This is a genomic window from Mesorhizobium sp. M1423, assembly GCF_040317575.1.
GTDB lineage: Bacteria > Pseudomonadota > Alphaproteobacteria > Rhizobiales > Rhizobiaceae > Mesorhizobium.
Genome location: NZ_JAMYKU010000006.1, coordinates 165,322 through 183,444 on the forward strand (window position 1 = coordinate 165,322; position 18,123 = coordinate 183,444).

The window sequence follows — 18,123 nt, forward strand, 5'->3', positions numbered from 1 at the left end:
GAAAGGATCATGCGCAAAAACAAAGTGCTACAACATCCTTTGCGTGTCCAATAGGACGCGCTGCGCTGTAGTGTCGGATCACCGCCCATCCGGATCCAAACGAGCCGGAAGCATCGTTACCCGCACATCAGAAGCGGGTCGATATACCGAAGTTGAATTCCTGCACGTCGTCGGTCTTTTCCTTCTTGACCGGGATCGCATAGTCGATGCGGATCGGACCGAAGGGCGATGCCCACATCAGGCCGACACCGACAGAAGCGCGCCATTCCATTCCGGTTGTCGACGGATCGACAAGGCCACTTGCAATCTTGCTGCCGTAGAGCGTTGCCGCATCGGCAAACACTGCCCCGCGGAGGCCGAAGCTTTCCGGGATAACCGGCAGCGGGAACTGGGCTTCGGCCGAGGCGTTGAAATAAGTGGTTCCGCCGAGATGGTCGTTGCGGTTGTCCAAGGCAACCGGACCGATGCCACCATATTCGAAGCCGCGGATCATACGGTCGCTGCTCTGGAAATGGTCGAAGACACGTAGATCGCCGCCGCCATATCCCTGGACATGGCCGGCGCCGCCGGAAATGAGGCCTACCAGATCCAATTGTTCGGACAACGTCTGATAGATGCTGCCGCGCGCCGTGACCTTGATGAACTTGGCGTCGCCGCCGACGCCGGCCACTTCGGTGTTGACATTGGCATAAAGCCCGTCATGCGGGTTCTTCATGTCGTCGATGGTGTTGTAGATCAGGCCGAGGCTGACCGACGACTTGAGCCATGGGCTCTCGTTAACTCCGTTTTGGATCGCCTGGGAGACGTTGCAACCGGCCATTGGGTCGCAGTCTTCGTCGAACTCGTACTTCTCTTGCGCGATATTGTACGCGAGCTGCGTCGTGATGTTGTCGGTGATCGGCAGACCGAAACGCACTGTCGCGCCCGTCGTATCGCTGTCGTAATGGTCGTAGTTTCGGCTCTGCTTGTAGATGTCGAAGCCGGCCGCGATGCGCCGCCCAAGGAAATAAGGTTCGGTGAAAGAGAAGCTGTAGTCGCGCGAGTTCTTGCCGCCGCCCGCCGCCACCTTGATGAATTGGCCGCGACCGAGGAAATTGCGCTCACTGATAGAACCTTCGACGGACGGACCTGACGTTTCGCCACCAGTCGAATAGCCGGCACCGATCGAAAATTCACCGGTCGACTTCTCGACCACGTCGACCACCAACACGACCTGGTCCGGCTCAGAGCCCGGAACGGTGGAAATCTCGACTTTCTCAAAATAATCGAGCGCTTCCAGCCGCCTCTTCGCGCGCTGGATGAGAACCTGGTTGAACGCATCGCCTTCGCTGACATCGAATTCGCGGCGAATGACGTAGTCGCGCGTTCGATCGTTTCCGCGGATCTCGATGCGCTCGATATAGGCCTTGGTGCCCTGGTCGATTGTATACACAACCGAGATCGTGTGGTTTTCGAAGTTGCGATCGCCGCGCGGCGTCACCTGGGCGAAGGCATAGCCCGAACCGGCGACTTTCTCGGTCAGCGCGATGATCGTGTCCTCGACGTCCTTGGCGTTATAGACATCGCCCTTGTGGGTCTGGACTACCGATTCAAGCGACTTGCTGTCGACCTCGGGGATTGTGCTTTCGACACTGACATCGCCGAACGTATAACGCTCGCCCTCCTGCACCGTGATGGTGACGGTGTATTTGTTGGTGGTGTCGTCGAGTTCGCCGACAGCCGAGACGACCTGGAAGTCGGCATAGCCGTGATTGTAATAGAAGCGGCGCAACAGCTCTTGGTCGGCCCGCAGCTTGTCCTCGTCATAGACGTCGTCGCGCAGCACGAAGGAAAGGAAGGACGAGCGCTTGGTGGAGATGATGTCCGACAGACGGCGGCTCGAATAGGCGCTGTTGCCGACGAAATTGATCGCTGCGATCTGGGTGCGGCCGCCTTCGTTGATGTTGAAGACTACGTTCACGCGGTTGTCGCCGAGATCCATGATCTGGGTGGTCACGGCGGCGTCGTCGCGGCCGATACGCCTGTAAGCGGCCTTGACCGCCTCAACGTCGGTGTCGAGTTGCTGTTGCGAGAAGGTGCTGCGCGGCTTCAATTGCACCGCAGCTTCAAGCGCGTTGTCCTTGAGCTTCTTGTTGCCCTGGAACAGCACCTGGTTGACGACCTGGTATTCGGAAACCTTGATGACCAGCGTCGATCCGACTTGGTTGATCTGCACGTCCGAAAACAGCCCGGTGCCGAACAGCGCCTTGACCGCATCGTCGATGTCCGAGCTGGAAAATGCCTTGCCGGGCTTGATCGTCACGTAATTGCGGATGGTGTCCGCGTCGACACGCTGATTGCCGGTGACTTCGACTCTGGAGACGACAGCCGCCTCGGCGGCCGATGTGGCAACGAACTGCACTGCGAGCGCGCCTGGTACAACCAGAGCGGCGGACATAGCCACCGCGGACGCGGCGCTCAGAAACTTGGATGCTGCCTTCATCGGGCTTTTGTACCTTTTCTCGAAGTCCCCACGGCGAGAAAACCGGACGTGCGGTAATTTCCCCTACCGTATTAACCGGATTTTCCCTACACGCAAGGCTTCTGGTTAATTTGTATTTACTTAACCCTGTGGCGTGGCTTTCGCGTCACGCATATCCCCACGCATGGTAAACGGCGTCTCAACATTGCTCGTGCCGAAGCCAAATTCCTTCATGATTTCAGCACCCAAACAGATCGTTCCAGAAAACAAAGCCCATGAAGCCGAGCACCAATATGAGGCCGCTTCGGTAAGCCATTTCCATCATCCGTTCGGACACCGGCCGCCGGATGACAGCCTCCACGCCGTAGAACAGAAGATGCCCTCCGTCGAGGGGGGGAATCGGCAAAAGGTTGAGAATCCCAATCCCGACTGACAGGAATGCAACAAGCTGTACGAGCCATTCAAAGCCGAGCTTTGCCGCCTGACCCGACATCTTGGCGATCTTGATAGGGCCGCCCAGCTGGCACTTGTCCTCGCGACCGACAACGAAACGTTGCAGGAACTGGCCGGTGCGCTGAATGACGTGTCCGGTTTCCTGGACCGCTGCCCCGACCGCCCCGGCCGGACTGTAGGTGATCAGCCGTGGCTGGCCGAGTTCCTTGTTGTTGACGACGCCGATCACGGCCACCTGGACCTTGTTGCCCAGTGCGTCCTGTTGTTCCATCAAGCGCGGCGTCGCCGTGACGGTGATTTCCTTGCCGCCGCGTAGCATGACGAAGGTGATGCTGTCGCCGGCACGGCCGGAGACCAGACGCTGGACGTCGGCAAAGGTCTCGACCTTGCTGCCGTCGACGCTGACGAATCGGTCGCCGGGCATGATGCCGGCCGCCGCCGCCGGACTGCCGACGGTAACCTCAGCCACCATCGGCTCCAGCACGGGACGGCCATGGACAGAAAAAAGCACGGAAAAGACAGCGATCGTCAGCAGGAAGTTGAACAGCGGCCCCGCCACCACTGTCGCCGCGCGCTTCCAGATCGGCTGCGTGTGGAAGGCGACCTTGCGTTCTTCGTCGCTCAGCGCCTCGATCTCCTCCGAGCTGGGTTGGCTCGACGTCGCGTTCATGTCGCCGACGAACTTGACGTAGCCGCCGAGCGGTATGGCGCAAAGCTTCCAGCGCGTGCCGCGGCTGTCGTTGAAGCCGATGATTTCAGGGCCGAAACCGATCGAAAAGGCCTTTGCGCCGATACCGCACCAGCGGCCGACGAGGTAGTGGCCCATTTCGTGGACGAAAACGACCACGGTCAGCACGAACAGGAAAGGCACCAGCGTGCCGAGGACAAAGCCCTCTGTGCTGAAAACCGCGTGAAGAATCTCGTTCAATTCATGCCCTCAAATTCATCCACGGCGCAGGTCACGCCGCGACTGTGACATCAATCCAGGCGAATCCATGGCGCAGCCCCGCACCGGCCCACCGACGATGCCGTTCAAACCGGAAACAGCCCCTGCGCGGGATGATCGGCGGTCGCGGAAATCCAGCCGATGACGTATAGGGCGAAAGCCGCCGCGACAAGCCCATCGACCCGATCCATGATGCCGCCATGGCCGGGTATCAGCGTGCCGGAATCTTTACGGCCGTGGCGTCGCTTGACCCATGATTCGAACAGGTCGCCGGCTTGCGCGACGATCGAAAGCACCAGTGCGATCACGCCAAGCACGACAAGGTTGCCCGTTCCGGCTACAGCGGCCAGAAGCAGCCCGGCCACCACGCCGCCGACCACCCCCCCGAGCGCCCCGCTCCGCGTCTTGCCCGGCGAGATCGACGGCGCCAGCCTTGGACCACCGACGGAGCGGCCGACGAAATATGCAAAAATATCGGTCGCCCAAACCACGGCGAACAGAAAGAGGATGGCCAGCAGCCCGGAACGGTCGCCGTCGCGCAAGAAGGCCAGCGACAGGCCGGAAACCGCCGCATAGGCAAGGCCGGACGCTTCCCACGGTCCTGCCTTGCGCATCGACGCCGCGATGGCACCGACAGCAACCAGAGCCGCGACGAGCGGCAGCAGCAAAGACGCTGACAGGCCGGCGATGAGGGCACCGATAAAGACCACGATCAGCGCCTCGGGCAGAAAGCCAAGACCTGTCGCAGCATTAACACCGGTCGGGGCAGCTGGACGGCTCATCCGCGTCCACTCGTAGAAGATCACCGCCGCCATGGCAGCGCAAAGCAACCGGAAGGGCAGTCCGCCAAGCCAGGTCAGGCCGAGCGTGACGATGGCAAGCACGACGGCCGAAATGACGCGGAGCTGAAGGTTGCTCATCCCTCAGCCCGAGGCGACGTCTTGGGCGGCAAGTCCGCCGAAGCGGCGCTCGCGGCCGGCGAAATCGCGCAGTGCATCGGACAGGTGCTCGCGACTGAAGTCGGGCCAGTAGCAAGGCAGGAAAACAAGTTCGCTGTAGGCGGCCTGCCATAACAGGAAATTCGACAGCCGAAGCTCGCCGCTGGTGCGGATGACCAGTTCCGGATCCGGGATGCCCTCTGTGTCGAGCGAGTTGGCGAAGGACTCTGCCGTGATCGCTTCGCTGTCGATCTCGCCACGCGCCACCGCCGCGGCGAGCTTGCGCGCTGTGCGGACGATCTCGTCGCGCCCGCCATAATTGAAGGCGATGACCAGCGTCAGCGCCTCGTTGCGGAGAGTGAGCGTTTCGGCTTCCTCGAGCAGGCCTCTTATGTCGGGCTGCAGCCCTGCCCTGTCACCGATGACCCTGATTCGGACGCCGCTCTGGTGCAACTCGGCGAGATCGCGTCGGATGAAAAGCTTCAGCAGGCCCATGAGGTCGCTGACTTCGGATTTCGGCCGTGACCAGTTTTCCGACGAGAAAGCGTAGACGGTCAGGAAGGAGATGCCCAGGTTAGGGGCGGCGCGCACCGTCTTGCGCAGCGCTTCGACGCCGGCGCGGTGACCGGCGAGCCGCGGCAAGCCGCGCGCCTTGGCCCAGCGTCCGTTTCCGTCCATGATGATCGCGACATGCGCGGGCGTTGCCATGTTCTCGCTTCCGGGCCAGCCGTGGCCAGACCCTAGACCTGCATGATTTCCGCTTCCTTGTCGGAAAGCAGGTGGTCGATCGTGCTGATTGTCTCGTCGGTTAGTTTCTGAACCTGGTCGGCCCGTTTGCGGTGGTCGTCCTCGCTGATGTCGCCGTCCTTTTCCGCCTTTTTCAGAAAGTCCATGCCGTCCCGGCGAACGTGACGCACAGCGACGCGGGCATTCTCGGCATAGCCGTGCGAGATCTTGACAAGCTCCTTGCGGCGCTGCTCGTTGAGTTCAGGCAACGGGATCCTGAGATTGGTGCCGTCTACGATAGGATTGAAGCCGAGATTGGATTCACGGATGGCGCGGTCGACGGCACTGACCATCGACTTGTCCCAGACCGAAACCGAGATCATGCGCGGCTCCGGCACCGACACGGTTGCCACCTGGTTGATCGGCATGGCGGTGCCGTAGGCCTGCACCTGGATGGCGTCGAGCAGGCTGCTCGACGCGCGGCCGGTGCGCAGCGAAGCCAGATCATGCTTGAACGCGGCGATCGCCCCGTCCATGCGCCGTTTGAGATCGTCGTATTCGCCACTCATCATCGTCTCCTCGACCCGTTTAGCCCGGGTTCACTGCCTTGAGGGTAAAACCCTGTTCGAGCCTCAATCCGCGAACTGGTCCCTCTTTCGGGTTCACGGTCCGGATTAATCGTCGGCGACAACCGTGCAACGGCCGCCGCCACGCAGGATATCACCGAAACCACCCTTCTCGTGGATCGAATAGACGATTATCGGAATGTTGTTTTCGCGCGCAAGTGCAATCGCCGCGGTATCCATGATCGAAAGCCCGCGTTTTATGACGTCGCTATGGCTGATGCGCTCGAAGCGTGTCGCGTTCGGGTCCTTCTTGGGATCAGCCGAATAGACGCCATCGACCTGAGTGCCCTTGAACAAAGCATCGGCGCCGATCTCGGCGGCGCGAAGGGCTGCAGCCGAATCGGTAGTGAAAAACGGATTGCCGGTGCCACCGGCGAAGATGACGACCTTGCCCTGGTTCATGTAGGCGGTTGCCTGACGCTGCGAAAAACTTTCGCACAGCTCGGGCATGGCGATCGCCGACAACACCACGGCGTCGACGCCGATCTTGTTGAGCGAGGTGCGTAGCGCCAGCGAATTGATGACCGTGGCAAGCATGCCCATATGGTCGCCGGTGACGCGGTCTCCGCCTTTTGATGCAACCGCGACGCCGCGAAAGATGTTGCCGCCGCCGATGACGACACCGACCTCGATGCCCAGTGCGCGGGCCTCGGCAATGTCGGCGGCGATGCGGTCGACCACCGATACGTCGATGCCGAAATGCTGTTCGCCCATCAACGCTTCGCCCGACGCTTTCAGCAAGACACGTCGGTAGAGGGGCTTCACCGTCATCTGGTCCTCGTCATCATGCGTGTGACGCGCTTCGGTGGCGCCCCGAAACACTGGGCGTTCCGATACACGAAGGGCGCCGCGGGGGGACGCGGCGCCCGAGCCGGAAAGTTGAGATCGTGGACTGGGATAGCCGTCAGCTCACGCCGGCAAAAGTGCCTTGCATGAGCAGATCCGGCAGATAGCTTGCCGGCTTGTCGCCAACCGCCTGCCCACCGGTCAAGCCGCCTTGCATTTCAGGGCCGAAGAACGAATACGGAAAGGGCGTGACCGGCCGGCTCACCGCATCGAGCCGTGCCCGAAGGTCTTCGGGAATGTCGAAATCAAGCGCGCCGAGATTGTCCTTGAGCTGGTCAAGCCTGGTGGAGCCGACGATGACGGACGCAATGCCTGGCCTGTTTGCCGCCCAGTTCAGGGCGACCTGGGCCATGCTGCGGCCGAGCTGGCCGGCAACCCTCTCCAGTTCGGCGACGATTTGCCAGTTGCGGTCGGTGAATTTCTGGAAACCGGGATTGGTCGAACCACGCATTGTCTCCAGCCGGCCACCATCCTTGACGATTGTATCGAAACGGTATTTTCCGCTGAGCAGGCCGCTGGCCAACGGACTCCAGACCATGATTCCAGCGCCATAGCGCGTGCCGAACGGCACGAACTCGTGCTCGATGTTGCGCTCGGCCAGCGAATATTCGAGCTGAAGCGCCGAAACCGGTTCATAGCCGCGATGCTCGGCGATCGCCTGCGCCCGGCTTGCGTACCAGGCCGGCACGTCGGACAGACCGACATGCCGGATCTTTCCGGCGCGCACCAGATCGTCCAGCGTCCGCATCACCTCCTCCGGTGGCGTCAGCCTGTCCCAGGTATGGAGGATGTAGAGGTCGATGTAATCGGTGCCGAGCCGCTTCAGCGAACCGTCTACCGCCCGCAGGATGTTCTTACGGCCGTTGCCGCCGGCATTTGGATTACCCGGTTCGGCGTTGTAGGTAAATTTGGTACTGATCACCGCCTTGTCGCGCAGCCCACGCTCGGCGATGAATTCGCCGAGCCAGGTTTCGGCCGTGCCACCGGTATAGAGATCGGCGGTATCGAAGAAATTGCCACCGGCTTCGACATAGGCATCAACCAAGGCGCGCGCCGTTTCCTTCTCCGCGCCCCAGCCCCATTCCGTGCCGAACGTCATGGTGCCGAGCGCCAGACGAGTGACACGCAGCCCGCTGTTGCCGAGCGTGTAGTAGGACATGGTCATGGATTTTCTCCTGAAATTTGAAAAACGGGATTGAGGTCCTTGCCTGGGATATGCAGTCAGGCCTTGGCCAGCGCATCGACCACCACCTGGAACCGACGCGGATCGAAATAGTCGTGGTAGGCGCTGATCAGACCGCTCTCGAAGCGGAAGATCGCGATATTGCTGTTGGTGTATTCAGAGCCGCCAATCAGCATCGCGCGGTTCTTGTACTCAACGACGATCGCGTCCGAATCCGCTGCCGGATAGACGGCTGTCAGCTGGGAGTCGAAGGATTCGAAATTGCCGAAGAGGCCTCGGAAGGCCGCCAGGATCGCGGCCTTACCATCGATGCTGCTTCCAAATCCTGCCGGCGGGTAGAAGACAAGGATTCGGCCATCTTCAGCCCAAAGGTTGCCCCATGCCTCAATGTCCTTGCGGTGCATCAGGTCAAAGAATTTACGCACTGTCTCGAGATTACGGGTTCGTTCGGACTTGAGGTCGGTCATTGGACGTCTCCTTGGCTGCTCGGCGATTGCCGTGTGATGCAGCCAAAGATGCGTTCTTCTTCCCTATCCGATAAGATTGCATTATCCGAATGGACTATGCGATACCATGCATGAATGGATCGCGATCTGCTTAGCCACCTACCTATAATCGTTGCCGTCGCGCGGCGTGGCGGCTTCGCCTCGGCGGCCGCCGAGCTCGGCATGAGCCCGTCAGCGGTCAGCCATGCGGTGCGGCTGGTGGAGGAGCGAATCGGCCAGCCGTTGTTTGCCCGCACCACACGCAGCGTCTCGCTGACCGAGGCTGGCACCGCCCTCGTCGCTGCGGCGGAGCCGGCGCTGGAAGACATTGCCGACCGGATCGAACGCATCCGCTCTGTCAAAGGCCGGGCAAGCGGACTGCTCAGGATCAACGCGCCGCGTTTGGCGCTGCCTCTGGCGCTGATGCCCATCCTGACGGCGATGGCGGAACGTTACCCTGACGTGACGGTGGAGATCGTCACCGACGAACGTCTGAGCGATATCGTCGGCGAGGGTTTCGACGCCGGCATCCGGCTGGGCGAGATGATCGCCGAGGATATGGTGACGGTGCGGCTGACTCAGCCGTTCCGGACGACCATTGTCGCCTCTCCGGCCTACATCGGCCGCCACGGAAAGCCGCGAACAATTGCTGATCTCTCCACCCGCAACTGCATCGGCTATCGGCTGTTGCGATCACGTGCGCTCTACCGTTGGGATCTGTCAGACCAGGGCAAGGATATCGGCGTCGAGACGCGCGGCAGCGTCGTCGTCAGCGAACCGCTGTCGGCAAAAGACATGGCCCTTGCCGGCATCGGCCTCGCATATCTGTTCGAGCCGCTTGTCAAGCCCGACATCGAGGCAGGCCGGCTGGTCGAAGTCCTTGGCGAGGCATCGATCGAGGAACCGGGACTGTTCCTCTATTTCCCGCGCCGCGCCGCGATGGCCCCGAAGCTCCGCGCCTTTATCGACACCGCGCAAGAAATCGGCCGGGCATCCTCGCGGACACCCGGCCGAAAAAGCCTTTCAACCCAACAGTTTACTTCTTGACCGCTGCCGCGACTTCCGCCGCGAAATCGGTCTCTTCCTTCTCGATGCCCTCACCGAGCGCGAAGCGCAGATAGGCGGCGATTTTGGCTGGCGCGCCGATCTCGCTTTCGGCATCCTTCAGCGCCTTCTCGACGGTGATGTCGGGATTGAGCACGAAAGCCTGCTTGAGCAGCACGACCTCTTCGTAGAACTTGCGCAAACGGCCCTCGACCATCTTCTCGATGATCGCTTCCGGCTTGCCGGACTGGCGCGCCTGGTCGGCGAAGATCGCCTTCTCGCGCTCGACCGCGGCCGGATCGAGCTCTTCGGTGGTCAAGGCCATCGGGTTGGTGGCGGCGACATGCATGGCGACTTGGCGGGCAAAGGCGTTGGCGGCCTGCGCGTTGCCTGTCGTCTCGATGGCGACCAGCACGCCGAGCTTGCCAAGGCCGTCGGCAACCGCATTGTGGACGTAGGTTGCGACAGCGCCGTGCTCGACGGTGAGCTTGGCCGAGCGGCGGAAGCCCAGATTCTCGCCGATGGTGCCGACTGCGTCCTTGATGGTCTCGGTGACCGACTTGCCCGAGCCCGGATAGGGAGCAGCGGCAACGGCCTCGGTCTTGCCGCCATAGGCAAGCGCGACCTTCGCGACATTGGCGACGATCTCCTGGAACGCAGCATTGCGCGCAACGAAATCCGTCTCGGAATTGACCTCGACGATCGCTGCCTCGCGGACGCCGGAATCGACGCCGATCAGGCCTTCGGCAGCAGTACGGCCAGCCTTCTTGTCGGCCTTGGAAATGCCCTTCTTGCGCAGCCAGTCGATGGCTTCTTCCATGTTGCCGTTGGTCTCGTTCAACGCCGCCTTGCAGTCCATCATGCCCGCGCCGGTCAAGTCGCGGAGTTCTTTGACCTGTGCAGCCGAAATGCTCATTGTCGCCTCTTTGTCTAAATGCACCGACGCACCATCGAGTTTCGATGATGCGCCTGGTGCCGGTAGCGCTTACCGCGCCAACATATTGGAAAGATGAAGGCCGCAGCCGGCCTTCGCTATTATGCTTCCGGGGTCTGGGTTGCCGGGCTCTCGGCGGCCGGGGTCGGTTCGAGCGCCGGCTCGACCGGAGCCTCGACCGATGCGCCGATGTCGACGCCGAGTGCGCCCTGCTGGCGGGCGATGCCGTCGATCGCAGCCTTGGCAATCAGATCGCAATAGAGCTGGATGGCGCGGGCCGCATCGTCATTGCCGGGGATCGGGAAGTCGATCTTGTCCGGGTCGCAGTTGGAATCGATGATTGCAACGACCGGGATGCCGAGACGCTTGGCCTCGAGGATGGCGATCGCTTCCTTGTTGGTATCGATCACGAACATCAAATCGGGCGTCGAACCCATATCCTTGATGCCGCCCAGCGCCTTGTCGAGCTTCTCACGCTCGCGGTCGAGGTTGAGGCGCTCCTTCTTGGTCAGGCCCTGAGCCTCGCCGGCCAGCATCTCGTCGAGCTTGCGCAGGCGCTGGATGGAATTCGAGATCGTCTTCCAGTTGGTCAGCATGCCGCCGAGCCAGCGCGAGTTAACATAGTACTGAGCCGAGCGCTGCGCGGCATCGGCGACGATGTCGGAGGCCTGGCGCTTGGTGCCGACGAACAGCACGCGGCCGCCCTTGGCAACAGTGTCGGAAACCTGCTTCAGCGCCTGGTGCAGCAAAGGCACCGTCTGCGAGAGGTCGATGATGTGGATGTTGTTGCGGGCGCCGTAGATATAGGGCGCCATTTTCGGGTTCCAGCGGTGGGTCTGGTGGCCGAAGTGAATGCCAGCTTCCAATAGCTGGCGCATGCTGAAATCAGGCAGAGCCATTCTTATTTCCTTTCCGGTTAGCCTCCACGGACACAGGCATTTTTTGGACTTGGTCCTCGAACGCCACCGGAGGTTTCCGCCGGATTTCTCCCGGGCAGACACCAAAGTCCGTGTGTGGAATGTGCGCGCATATAGAGGGGATGCGCGACAAACGCAAGCGCTGTGGCGTCTTGCGGCTCAGCGTGCGGCGATCAGCGCACCGGTGCCTATCATGGCGCCGCCGGCAAACCTGTTCATCAGCCGCATGCGCCTTGGCGTCTTGAACCAGCTCGAAGCCCGCCCGGAGAGCGCTGAGTAGAAGCCCATGGTGACGATGTTGACGCAGATCACGACCGCAACCACGAGCAGCCCATCGGCGAAGGTCATCGTATTGAGGTCAAGAATCAGCGGCATTATAGAGGCGTGGAACAGGATCGCCTTGGGATTGCCCAATGCGATGGAGATACCGAGGAAAAACGATCGAGACAGTCTTGCCTGGGTTGCGTGCTGTCCATGCGATCGCGCGGCGGCCGATCGCCACATCCGGATGCCGAGAAACACCAGATAGGCAGCACCCGCATACTTCAGGATTAAAAAAACCCATTCGAAGGCCTGTACCAGCGCCACGAGACCGAGCAGTGCCAAGGTGACCAGCACCGCGTCGCCTGCGGCGATGCCGAGACCAGCCAGGAAAGCGCGAACGAAGCCAAGCGAGACGCCATTGGCGATAACCGTGAACATCGCCGGACCAGGCGTGGCGGCGGCAAATGTGATCGCGGCGCAGTAAGCCAAAAATGCCGTCAATGTCATCGTCGCATCTTCCCCCTCGGCACGCGCACACGCCGGAAAACAGCGACGATCTCCTCGCGGCTGCACTCGATGGCGCCGAGCCGCACCGCGCGGTCGCGCTCGAACCCGGTTATGTCATAATGCGGCGCCGATGTCTTCGGCGGCCCTTGGTAGGACGAGCGCTTGATGCCGAGCTGCGCGGCGAAGCGATGCAGCTCGTCGGTGTCGTCTGCCAGCAGATGACACCAGCGGTGGCCGACCCATTTCCAGATCGCCGCATCGACATAGACCGCCATGGGGCTTGCCGCACTCCTTCATCTTGCGCCGACCAACACGCCGCTAACGATGATAGAAGGGATTAGCATAGAAAATGAAGCCGCCGCCGGCCTGGAGTTGCGCTATGGTGCTGGTGATGGTCTCCTGCATGCGGTCGTGCAGTTCGACGAGTGCCGCCTCGACGGAGCCTTTATAGGCGTGCAAGCCTAAAGGGTCCGGCACCCGGATATGGGCGCGGCGTGGGCCTGCCGGCTGCGGCACGAAACGGTCGATCGTATCGCGCAGTGTACCCTTGCAATAATCGTTGCGGATCCGCTTCAAGTGTTCGGCGATCTCCTCCTGCGTGATGCGCGGATTGGCTGAAGCCCAGGGCCCGACACGCCGCAAGCGCTGGATCGTATCCGCCAGCGTTCGGACCTGCTTCCGGCTTCCGGTATCATCCGTGTTTTCTCGCAGCCAGCGGCGCGACCGGCGCAAAAGCTCGGCACTGTCGAGCGTGCCGGCGCCGACCGAGACAAGTTCAGCAAGGCGACGGCCGAGTTCCACGAGCAGGTCCTTCTGACGTGCGTCATACGAAACCCGCTCATCGGACCGCAGGCCATATGCAGCCTCATCGCGCGACAGCAATGTCGCATAGATATGATGGACGCGCTCCGGCAGCGAATCGGCGGCATGGCGTTCGATCTTCAGGCTGCGCTCGACGTAGGCGCACTCCTTTGCCAGCGCTGCCTCGACATTCCCCGTGAAAGCGAGCTTCCAGATCACGGGCGCGATCCAAACTTTGAAATCCGGATCCGTCAGGCGGCCGCGCTTCAGCGCTTCGAGCCCCATCTCGACCGCGCCCGGCAGCAGCGGGGCAACGATGTTGGCATGCCAGCCGACGCCGCCTTCGGGATGCAGGAGAACGCCGTGCCCTTTCAGCGCCCAGGCCACCGAATGTTCCTTGGCGGCCCCGCTATTGCCCGGGATTTGGGCGATTAGATTGTTGGCCAGCCAGAATTTCTGCATCAGCCGGCCAAGCCCGTTGACGACGCCGTGCGTGGCCCAGGATGCCGCCAGCGGGCTTACCCGCGAGACGACCTCCTTGTCGATCATCCAGTCGGTAAAGAACTCCGGATGGTTGGGCGTGATGAACGTCGCCTTGCCCGCGCCGCAACAAGCCTTCAACCTTTGCCGGTCGTCCTCCGGAAAATCGATGTGGCGGACATTGGCGACGCCGCGCAGACCGGCCAGACGGTTGAACGGCAACAGGTCGCGAAGCCCCGGAATGCCGTGCAGCATGACAATGCGGTTGACGAATGTCATGGCCTTGATCAGCGTCGCATTGGGCCGCGGCGCCACAAAAACGTCGATCCTGCTCAACCTGCTCCCCCCGCGGCGCTTACCGTCGTAAGACGTTGATATGCAATTGCGGCATGCTCAAGTCGGTGCAACATGCCCGCAAGATCAAGCGCCACTATCGCGGAGAGCAGCCGGCAGCAGCTTGCCGTCGGTTCGAGCCTATTTCGACGGGCAGGTCTTTGGCTGATCGAACAGCGACAGATTGACCAGCTTGCCGGTCATCGAGAACTCGCCATAGTCCATTACGAGACCGCGCGTGATGCCGTTCTCGTGCAGCTTGAAGCTGATCCGGTATTCCGGCACTTCCTCGCCGCCTTTGTCGGTATCGTCGAAATAGGCGATGTCAACCGGCCAGTATTTGTCGCTGGCGAGCTTGGCCAGCGCCGGCACTTCCGGATCAGTCTTGTCGGCATTGGCTTGCTTGCCGACGACGACGGTGGTGGTCATCACCTTGTTGGCATCCTCCGAGCCGTCGAACAGGTTGGTTTCGTAAAAACGCTCGCCCTTTTCCGCCTTGCCGATCATTTCAACCATTTGCTGGGTCGGGAACTGGGTCGCGGCGAGTTCCAGGCTGTTCTTCTCGGGCTTGTCGATTTCGACCTTGAGACCATTGGCCTCCTTCGTTGCCGTCCCCTTGACCTCCTTGTCGAGGTTCTGGTCGACAAAGGACTTGTTGACGAAGGAGAAGGTCTTGCCTTCGGCATCCTCGAAGGTGGTCATCTGCTGGTCGGTCAGCCTAGTATTGTCGTTGGTGACGATCTGGGTGACCAGGCGGAACTTTACCGTGTAGCCCTCGCAAGGCGAGCCATTGAACTCGTAGACCATACGGCCCGATATGCCGGTGATCCCCGAGCGATCCGACGCCTTGTCCAGGGTGATATCATAGACGGCACGGTGCGCCTGCAGCGCCGGCACCGCAAAAGCGGGAGCCGCCCAGGAAGCCGCTGTCAGAAGAACGGCGTTGAATGCGAGGCGCGTTGCGCGCATGGGGTGCTCCGATCATCGCGGCTAATGGCAGGCCGCATGGAAAGATGGTCCAGCTTAAAAAAAGTCGTGGCGGAAGCGAGGCAAAAATAGCAATTTCGGCCCGGCCTGCGCGGCACCTTCAAGCAATAGGGAAATAGCATGAGCGAAACAATCGAAAAGCGGCTAAGCGATCTCGGCGTGACGCTGCCGGCTGCCGCTGCGCCCGCCGCCAACTACGTTCCCTATTGCAGGACCGGCAATCTGCTGTTCACCGCCGGGCAGTTGCCGCTCAAGGAGGGCAAGCTCCAGGCGAGCGGGCTGCTTGGCCGCGATGTCGACACCGCGACCGGAAAGGAAGCCGCAAAATACTGTGCGATCAACATATTGGCGCAGGCCCAGGCGGCACTTGGCGATCTCGACAAGATCCGCCGCCTGGTGAAGATCACCGTCTTCGTCGCCTCGGCATCGGATTTTGTCGAACAGCATCTGGTCGCCAACGGCGCCTCGGATTTTCTCGTCGCCGTGCTCGGCGACCGCGGCAAGCACGCCCGCTCCGCCGTCGGCACCCCCTCCCTGCCGCTTAATGCCGCAGTGGAAATCGAAGCGATCTTCGAAGTCGAATGACCGGGACTGCGACCATGACCGACCTTTCCTGGCTGACTGCCCGGCCCGTCGCCCATCGCGGCCTCCACGACATGAACAAGGCGCGCTGGGAGAACACTCTTTCCGCCTTCGCCGCGGCAGCCGAGCGCGGCTATGCGATCGAGTGCGACGTGCACCTGTCATCCGACGGCGTCCCCGTCATCATCCACGATGGCGATCTGCGGCGGCTGACCGGCGAGGACGGCTTCGTCTGGCAGCGTACGGCTGCTGAGATCACGGCGCTGAAGGTCGGCGGCACCGCCGACCATTTGCCGACGCTGCAGCAGGCGCTTAATCTGGTCGACGAGCGTGTGCCGATGGTTGTCGAGCTGAAAGGCGCTGCCGGACACGACGAAGGCCTGGTCGAAGGCGTCGGCAAGATGCTCAAGCGCTATAAGGGCAAGACCGCGATCATGTCGTTCGACCATTGGCTGATCCGCGAGTTCCCGAAACATGCACCCGGCATACCCGGCGGGTTAACCGCCTACGGCAACGACAACCATCTGATCGAGGCGCATTTCGCCATGCTGGCGCATGACATCGCCTTTATCTCCTACGCCGCCGGCGACCTGCCGAACCGGTTCGTGTCGTTCGTACGTGAAAGGCTCGGCATGCCGGTGATCACCTGGACAGTGCATGACCAATCTGCCGTCGACCTGACCTTCAAATATGCCGACCAGATGACGTTCGAAGGATTCGAGCCCGATCTTGTGCGGCTTGCTTGAACGGGCTTGTATGGGTTCGCAGCGAGCTTAAGTAAGCCACATGGATCAAGGGGACGACTGCGACAGACAAACGGCGAATGCGGAGCTGTCGATCCGCATCGCCGCGGGCATCGGCGCCTTCACCAGCGCGGAATGGGACAGCCTTGGTGGCACTACGCGGGGCGAGGCAGAAAACGCCTACAACCCGCTTGTTTCATTCGCTTTTTTGAGCGCGCTAGAAGATTCCGGCTGCGCCGTTCGACGCACCGGCTGGCAGGGTCATCATCTCAGGCTGGAAACCGCGCAAGGCAAGCTGCTCGGTGCGGTCCCCTGCTATCTGAAGTCGCACAGCCAGGGCGAATATGTCTTCGACCATGGCTGGTCGGACGCATTCGAACGCGCCGGCGGGCGCTACTATCCGAAGCTGCAATGCGCGGTGCCGTTCACACCCGTCACCGGCCCTCGCCTGCTGGTCGGCAAGCGCGAGGACAGCCCCACCGTCAAGGCCGGCCTTGCGGCCGGCCTAAAGGCGGTGACGGATAAGCTCGGCGTGTCTTCCGCGCATGTCACCTTCGCGCCGGAGGATGATGTCCAGATCTTGGCCGCAGCCGGCTTCCTGCATCGCACCGACCAGCAGTTTCACTTCTTCAACGAAGGCTTTTCGAGCTACGACGATTTTCTCTCGACGTTGGCCTCGCGCAAGCGCAAGGCGATGAAAAAGGAGCGGCGTGAGGCGCTTGCCGACGGCATCTCGATCGACTGGCTGACCGGCAAGGATCTGACCGAAAAAGCCTGGGACGACTTTTACGCGTTCTACATGGATACCGGCAGCAGGAAATGGGGCCGGCCCTACCTCAACCGCGATTTCTTCTCCTTGATCGGCGAGCGCATGGCCGACGACATCCTGCTGGTGATGGCCAAACGCAACGGGCGCTACATAGCCGGCGCCATCAACTTCATCGGTTCAGACGCGCTCTACGGCCGCAATTGGGGCTGCATCGAGGACCACCCGTTCCTGCATTTCGAGGTCTGCTACCATCAGGCGATCGATTTCGCCATCTCGCGAAAGCTGAAGGTGGTTGAAGCCGGTGCGCAGGGCGAGCACAAGCTGGCGCGCGGCTACCGGCCGGTGACGATGCATTCGGCGCACTACATCGCCCATCCAGGTCTGCGCATTGCAGTGGCCGACTACCTCCAGCGCGAGCGGCGCGAAGTCGAGCGGATGAGCGAATATCTGGAAGAGCACACCCCGTTCCGCAAGGACATGGCGGAGTAGCAAAACCCGCCCGATCGCTCAACCACGTTCGAGCCTGCATGGCCGATGTCGACCGATCGTCTTGCCCGCCCGCAACAGCTTCGCTACACGAGACCGCGAGCCAAGAACCGGAGCGTGCGCCATGGCCGAAGCAACCTACGACAGCAGCAACATTTTCGCAAAAATCCTGCGCGGAGAAATCCCTTCGCACCGCGTCTACGAGGATGATGCGGTCATCGTCTTCATGGATGTGATGCCGCAAGGACCGGGTCACACGCTGGTCGTGCCGAAAGCGCCGTCGCGCAACCTGCTCGACGCGGATCCGGCGGTGCTTGGCCCCCTCTTCGCTCACGTGCAGAAAGTTGCGCGGGCAGTAAAGAAGGCCTTCGATGCCGATGGCGTCACGGTCATGCAGTTCAACGAACCAGCTTCGGGCCAGACCGTCTACCACCTCCATGTCCATGTCATTCCGCGCTTCGAAGGCATCCCCTTGAAGCCGCACAGCGGACAGATGGAACAGCCTGAAGTCCTGGCTGAGAACGCCGGCAAGATACGGACGGCGCTGGCAAACTGAATCGGGGCGAAGCCGCTCGGCCGACACTCGACCACAAGCTTCATGAAAAAAGCCCC

General features: G+C 61.5%; 19 protein-coding genes. 5 read left to right on the plus strand and 14 right to left on the minus strand.

What is annotated here, in order from left to right; genetic code table 11:
- Window positions 1-127: 127 nt before the first annotated feature.
- The 8 genes from bamA to NKG95_RS10365 form a co-directional block, all read right to left on the minus strand.
- Complete coding sequence (gene bamA / locus NKG95_RS10330) at window positions 128-2,482, minus strand: outer membrane protein assembly factor BamA (protein WP_353040578.1); 2,355 nt, start codon at window positions 2,480-2,482, stop codon at window positions 128-130.
- A gap of 217 nt (window positions 2,483-2,699) precedes the next feature.
- Complete coding sequence (gene rseP, locus NKG95_RS10335) at window positions 2,700-3,842, minus strand: RIP metalloprotease RseP (protein WP_352482672.1); 1,143 nt, start codon at window positions 3,840-3,842, stop codon at window positions 2,700-2,702.
- Between the two features lie 104 nt (window positions 3,843-3,946).
- Window positions 3,947-4,780: a phosphatidate cytidylyltransferase gene (locus NKG95_RS10340; RefSeq protein ID WP_353040579.1), complete on the minus strand. Its 834-nt coding sequence runs from the start codon at window positions 4,778-4,780 to the stop codon at window positions 3,947-3,949.
- A 3-nt stretch (window positions 4,781-4,783) separates the two neighbouring features.
- Window positions 4,784-5,506, minus strand: a complete 723-nt coding sequence (locus NKG95_RS10345; RefSeq protein ID WP_023717727.1) for an isoprenyl transferase — start codon at window positions 5,504-5,506, stop codon at window positions 4,784-4,786.
- Between the two features lie 32 nt (window positions 5,507-5,538).
- Window positions 5,539-6,093, minus strand: a complete 555-nt coding sequence (frr, locus tag NKG95_RS10350) for a ribosome recycling factor (RefSeq protein WP_084642476.1) — start codon at window positions 6,091-6,093, stop codon at window positions 5,539-5,541.
- Between the two features lie 105 nt (window positions 6,094-6,198).
- Window positions 6,199-6,921 carry a UMP kinase gene (gene pyrH, locus NKG95_RS10355; protein ID WP_023717729.1) on the minus strand — a complete coding sequence of 241 codons (723 nt, stop codon included), beginning with the start codon at window positions 6,919-6,921 and terminating at the stop codon, window positions 6,199-6,201.
- Between the two features lie 133 nt (window positions 6,922-7,054).
- Entirely contained in the window at window positions 7,055-8,161 is a 1,107-nt protein-coding gene (locus NKG95_RS10360; RefSeq protein ID WP_353040580.1) for an aldo/keto reductase, read from the minus strand.
- Window positions 8,162-8,217: 56 nt separating this feature from the next.
- Window positions 8,218-8,646 (minus strand): nuclear transport factor 2 family protein, encoded by a 429-nt coding sequence (locus NKG95_RS10365; protein WP_352482295.1) that lies wholly within the window; start codon window positions 8,644-8,646, stop codon window positions 8,218-8,220.
- A gap of 114 nt (window positions 8,647-8,760) precedes the next feature.
- Here NKG95_RS10365 and NKG95_RS10370 point away from each other — a divergent pair, with 114 nt between their 5' ends.
- On the plus strand, window positions 8,761-9,711 hold the full coding sequence (locus tag NKG95_RS10370; RefSeq protein WP_353040581.1) for a LysR family transcriptional regulator: 951 nt from the start codon (window positions 8,761-8,763) through the stop codon (window positions 9,709-9,711).
- Here the strand turns inward: NKG95_RS10370 and tsf are convergent.
- The 6 genes from tsf to NKG95_RS10400 all read right to left on the minus strand — a co-directional run bounded on the left by tsf (window position 9,701) and on the right by NKG95_RS10400 (window position 14,913).
- Entirely contained in the window at window positions 9,701-10,624 is a 924-nt protein-coding gene (gene tsf / locus NKG95_RS10375) for a translation elongation factor Ts (protein ID WP_023717733.1), read from the minus strand. The two genes, NKG95_RS10370 and tsf, sit on opposite strands and share 11 nt — an antisense overlap.
- A gap of 119 nt (window positions 10,625-10,743) precedes the next feature.
- Window positions 10,744-11,541: a 30S ribosomal protein S2 gene (gene rpsB / locus NKG95_RS10380; protein WP_023717734.1), complete on the minus strand. Its 798-nt coding sequence runs from the start codon at window positions 11,539-11,541 to the stop codon at window positions 10,744-10,746.
- 177 nt (window positions 11,542-11,718) lie between these two features.
- Window positions 11,719-12,330 carry a LysE family translocator gene (locus NKG95_RS10385; RefSeq protein ID WP_353040582.1) on the minus strand — a complete coding sequence of 204 codons (612 nt, stop codon included), beginning with the start codon at window positions 12,328-12,330 and terminating at the stop codon, window positions 11,719-11,721.
- Entirely contained in the window at window positions 12,327-12,605 is a 279-nt protein-coding gene (locus NKG95_RS10390) for a DUF4031 domain-containing protein (RefSeq protein ID WP_023717736.1), read from the minus strand. The genes NKG95_RS10385 and NKG95_RS10390 overlap by 4 nt, the downstream gene beginning before the upstream one ends.
- Before the next feature lie 43 nt (window positions 12,606-12,648).
- Window positions 12,649-13,947, minus strand: coding sequence for a lysophospholipid acyltransferase family protein (locus NKG95_RS10395; RefSeq protein ID WP_353040583.1), 1,299 nt, complete (start codon window positions 13,945-13,947; stop codon window positions 12,649-12,651).
- Window positions 13,948-14,085: 138 nt separating this feature from the next.
- Complete coding sequence (locus tag NKG95_RS10400) at window positions 14,086-14,913, minus strand: cell envelope integrity EipB family protein (protein ID WP_023717738.1); 828 nt, start codon at window positions 14,911-14,913, stop codon at window positions 14,086-14,088.
- Between the two features lie 138 nt (window positions 14,914-15,051).
- Here NKG95_RS10400 and NKG95_RS10405 point away from each other — a divergent pair, with 138 nt between their 5' ends.
- The 4 genes from NKG95_RS10405 (at window position 15,052) to NKG95_RS10420 (ending at window position 18,067) form a co-directional block, all read left to right on the plus strand.
- Complete coding sequence (locus NKG95_RS10405; protein WP_352908365.1) at window positions 15,052-15,516, plus strand: RidA family protein; 465 nt, start codon at window positions 15,052-15,054, stop codon at window positions 15,514-15,516.
- Between the two features lie 14 nt (window positions 15,517-15,530).
- On the plus strand, window positions 15,531-16,259 hold the full coding sequence (locus tag NKG95_RS10410; RefSeq protein WP_353040584.1) for a glycerophosphodiester phosphodiesterase: 729 nt from the start codon (window positions 15,531-15,533) through the stop codon (window positions 16,257-16,259).
- Between the two features lie 40 nt (window positions 16,260-16,299).
- Window positions 16,300-17,514 (plus strand): GNAT family N-acetyltransferase, encoded by a 1,215-nt coding sequence (locus NKG95_RS10415; protein ID WP_353040585.1) that lies wholly within the window; start codon window positions 16,300-16,302, stop codon window positions 17,512-17,514.
- A gap of 121 nt (window positions 17,515-17,635) precedes the next feature.
- Window positions 17,636-18,067 carry an HIT family protein gene (locus NKG95_RS10420; RefSeq protein ID WP_352482287.1) on the plus strand — a complete coding sequence of 144 codons (432 nt, stop codon included), beginning with the start codon at window positions 17,636-17,638 and terminating at the stop codon, window positions 18,065-18,067.
- Window positions 18,068-18,123: the final 56 nt, after the last annotated feature.